A 4,529-nucleotide genomic window follows, 5' to 3' on the forward strand; every position below is an offset into this window, starting at 1 on the left:
TCATTTAAGTAGTCCATAGTATGCACCTGCCTGTAATTAGTTATTTTGTGGTGATCTAATTATATTACAGTTTGGTCTACTATGGGCATTTTTTTTATTAATTTTTATTAGTTCAAGTTCATTTTACAATTAAGCATTAAAAATATTTGTAGTAAATACTACTTTTCTATCATATGATTTTCTCTCTATCAGCTCTACTGAGTTATTTTCTGACTTATCAAAATTAAAACAAATAACTATTTCCTTATTAAATATTTTACTTTTATTTTCCTTCATTAAAAACTCTGCAATAGTCCCTTTCATCATTACAGGTTCATAAATTTCTTGAAAAGTTAGATATATATTTTTATTATTATCATTTTCACATTCTAAAAATAACACTGGCTTATAATAACCATAACCAAACTTCAAATCACTTTCTTTCATCTTAGAAATATCCTCATTAGTAATTTCTTTAATTAGTTTTTTAGTTAATTCTTTATTCTCAAAAATAGCCTGCTTTAATAATGATCCTACAACATACACTATTAATCCCTCCAAACTAAATTTATATTCTTATTGAATATAGGATTTATAATATAAAAAACTGCTACCTCAATAGTAACAGTTACTAACTTAATTATCTTTTTTAATCATGTCCAGCTCTCATTATATTCCCAAGCCAACTTATAGCCAAATTTGAAAAACCAACTGCTACTTGAATCTTTCTATCTGATATTTTATATCTTTATCTATAAAGCCTCCAATTCCTAACAAATAGATTTCTTGATTATAATTTAGATACTTCTCATAATAGCTTCTATCTTTTATTTGATCTAAAGCCTCTTGATCATCATCTAACTTAAATTCTATTATATACATCTTATTTTCCAATTCCAAAACTCCATCTATTCTTCCCTTATCAGTCATCACTTCTAAATTTATATCTGCTCCTAATAGCGACAAAATCATATAAAAAATTGAATGATAATAGCTTTCTTTTTTAAGCTGTAAGTTATAAGGAATTCCTGCAAATAAAGATTTAATAATATTAATGAATTTTTCCATCTTACCTTCTTCAAGATACTCTAACATTTCCATATAAAGTGGTTGAATCTTAGCCAAGTTTTGCTGCAGATAATTAGCCAGTAAATAATTTAATAGTGATTCTTTTACCTCAAAATTAGGAGTAGCTAGTTTATATAGTTTGACTCTGTTTCTTCTCTTAGTACTTTTAGTCTCTTTAATTGTTAGATATCCTGTTTGAAACAATAATGAATTAATATCTATATTGCCTAGCTCATAACTATCAAATACATAACCACTAACGGTTATCTCTTCCAGTTGGCTCACATCATAATTTGACTCTTTAATTAAATCAATTAAAAAACTCGGTGTTCCTGTAGTAAACCAGTAATTATTAAACCTTCTTGAAGAGAATAAATTTATAATTGAAAAAGGATTATAGACTCTCTTCTCTCCATCCCAAGAGTAACCATTATACCAGTATCTTATCTCCTCTAATAAACCTTTTCTAGATATATCAGATACTTGTTGTAATTGCTCTATCTCTTCATTAAAATATTTAAGTAGCTCTTGATAGGTACAGCCCATAATAGTAGAGAATCTATGATCTATTGTAATATCTTGAAGATTATTTAAACCTGAAAATATAGATACCTTAGAAAACTTAGAAACACCAGTTAAAAAGACAAACTTCAAATATTCATCACTGGGTTTAAGTACCTCAAAAAAACTCTTCAAAACTTCCTTATTTTCTTCAGCTGTATCTATATCAGTTATATGGTCAATGATAGGCTTATCATACTCATCTATTAAAACTACAACTTTACTTTTAGTCTGTTGATATAGCTTTTTAATTAATTCAGCAAACCTACTTCCTAAGTAGTCTCGTTCTAAAGTTAATCCATATTCATAAGCGATATCATTTAAAAAAGAATTTAACGACTTTCTTAACCTGTCACTATTATTACGATCAATACTACTAAAATCAATCTTAATAACAGGGTGCTCTTTCCACTCTATTTTATTATAAATATTTAGTCCCTTAAATAACTCTTTATTTCCCTTAAACAATTCTTCTAATGTAGAAACTAATAAAGACTTTCCAAATCTTCTTGGTCGAGAAATAAAGTAATACTTACCACTTTCAATAAGTCTATATATATCTTCAGTCTTATCTATATATAAATAATTTTCTTCTCTTAACTCTTTAAATGATTGAATCCCTAAGGGTAACTTATTAGTCATAAAGTCTCCTCCTATCTACTTCCAATTTAAGTAAACTAGTCACCATCTCTTTCTTACCTTTTTCTATACCTCTTTGCATACCTCTCTCCATACCTTTTCTTTCAGCTTTCTTCAATGCCATCTCTTCATCTCTCAACTATTTCAACCTAGCTTCATAGACTTCTCTTTTTTATATAGAAACCGATAAAGATTTCATATTAGAAATCATTAGTTAATTTACAATCTAAAAATAAAAACAATTCTTTGCCACGAATCTCAATAATCTTCACGAATTATTTCAAAGTCATTTAAAATCTTAAATTAATCTTTTGATTTTATTCGTGTTTCATTCGTGCTAATTGAGAGGGAATCTGGTCATCGCCATCTAAATTCAAACAACACATCTTAATTCAACCTTCGGCTTTAGAATGATAGTTTAATTATAGCATAAGGTTTAGATTAGAGGAAAAAATCATATCCTTATCCCTTATCCTCTGACTTTACTGCAACCTCTTTACCTGAAAAAGCTATTCCAATCTCTAAAACATTATCTATCCCCTGAGCCAATAATTCCTGCTTATATCTCTTCTCTTTAATTTGCTTTAATGCATCTTCAACAGCTTCTTCTAAACTTTCCTTTTTATATTCATTTACCTTTTTAAATTCCATAATTATGCCTAGCTTATCTTTTTTATCTGGAATAATCATCACATCATAACGACCATAACCGCTCTCTCTGTTAGATTTAACTTGATAACTATCTCGTAGATTTAATAGTAGTCCCAATACAAAAGCATGGTAAACTTTTTCGGGTTCATTCCCTCCAATATCAAAGCTACTCATACTATTTAAAACAAATTCTCTAAAAACACTAGAAAAAACCTCTATATCGCCATTGGTTAAAGCCTCTAACATTAACTTAAGTTTTTGACTAGTAATATTCTCTTCAAACCAATCTAGTACAATCTCTTCATAAATATACTTGACTTCTTGATTAGGAATTTCTAAATTACAATAAAGTCTAGCCCCTCTCCTCTCACTATCACTTGCTCGCAAATAACCACTTAATAATAGGAAACTCCACAATGAACTACTTTTCTTATCTATATCTCCAAAAACAATATTCTCATCTATCTTCTTTTCAATAGATTGGTCTTTGATTAATAATTCTATATCACTCTTAATTTCGCTGTCTCCATTAATAATTAAGTCTTTTATTATTTCATTTCCACTAGTATTAATCCAATATGGCTTTAACTCTCCTTGATAATAAATACAATTGATTATAGACCATGGATTATAAAGGGTTTTATCTCCAAAGTAATAGCCATTATACCATTCTTTTATCTCTTCTAGCTTATAATTTAGATTATAGTCATTAAAAATCTCTTCTACCTCTGTTTCCAATAAACCAAAATAATTATCGTATTTAGTGTCCAGTAAAGTGCTAACCAATAGATTGTTTAACCCAGAAAAGATACTTTCCTTTGCGACTCTTAAAATACCTGTTAGCACACCTTTTTCTAAACTAGTATTATCCTTTAATCCACTTTCTAAAAACCCTCTCATGAAATTTATTATCTCTTCATAATAGCCATTCATATAACCACTCTGAATAGGTTGGTCATATTCATCTATTAGTACAATAGCTTTATCTCCATGGTACCTCTCTAAATAAAGAGTTAATTTAGAGAGTGCTTTCTGATAATGAACCTTAGTAGCTGATAAGTTAACTATATTCTGGTATATGATTCTCTCTTTATTACTTAATAGATTTCCTTCTAAAAGATAGGCATGACGCTCATATTCCATAGATATGATATCTTTTATATTTTCCAAACAGTCCTCCCAAATAGTATTCTTTACTCCCTTAAAAGTTAAAAATATTACTGGAGATTTACCCTGCCTATCTAAATAAGACCTTCCTAACTCTTTTATTTTTAAACTATCAAATAGATAACTATTATTTTTATTAGACTTTTCAAAAAAATACTTTAACATTGAAATATTAAGGGTCTTTCCAAATCTTCTTGGTCGAGGTAATAAAATAACTTTGGCATCTTCATCTATTATATCTTTGATAAACAAACTCTTATCTACAAAGTAATGACCGTTCTCTATTAACTCTTTAAAATCACTAATACCTATCGGTAATTTTTTCATAGTTATCCCATCCTTTTTAATATAGGTTAGATTTCGCCTATGGGCGAGTTACCTCTTACCTAAAAGTTTGTTATAATAAAGTTAAGCAAGCAAGATGGATAGCGAGTTACTAGGCAATAAGCCTCTACAAAAGTCTT

4 protein-coding genes are annotated in these 4,529 nt (G+C 28.4%); all 4 read right to left on the reverse strand.

Features of this window, described 5'->3' with window-relative positions; all coding sequences use genetic code 11:
• Positions 1-129: 129 nt before the first annotated feature.
• A complete protein-coding gene (locus tag BX659_RS18410; protein WP_097019685.1) occupies positions 130-525 on the reverse strand; it encodes a hypothetical protein in 396 nt (131 codons plus the stop codon).
• Between the two features lie 168 nt (positions 526-693).
• Positions 694-2,250 carry an ATP-binding protein gene (locus BX659_RS18415; protein ID WP_097019686.1) on the reverse strand — a complete coding sequence of 519 codons (1,557 nt, stop codon included), beginning with the start codon at positions 2,248-2,250 and terminating at the stop codon, positions 694-696.
• Positions 2,243-2,386: a hypothetical protein gene (locus BX659_RS19220; RefSeq protein WP_172432021.1), complete on the reverse strand. Its 144-nt coding sequence runs from the start codon at positions 2,384-2,386 to the stop codon at positions 2,243-2,245. The genes BX659_RS18415 and BX659_RS19220 overlap by 8 nt, the downstream gene beginning before the upstream one ends.
• 323 nt (positions 2,387-2,709) lie before the next feature.
• A complete protein-coding gene (locus tag BX659_RS18420; RefSeq protein WP_097019687.1) occupies positions 2,710-4,392 on the reverse strand; it encodes an AAA family ATPase in 1,683 nt (560 codons plus the stop codon).
• Positions 4,393-4,529 lie beyond the last annotated feature (137 nt).

The sequence above is a fragment of the Orenia metallireducens genome (assembly GCF_003001995.1).
Classification (GTDB): domain Bacteria; phylum Bacillota; class Halanaerobiia; order Halobacteroidales; family Halobacteroidaceae; genus Orenia; species Orenia metallireducens_B.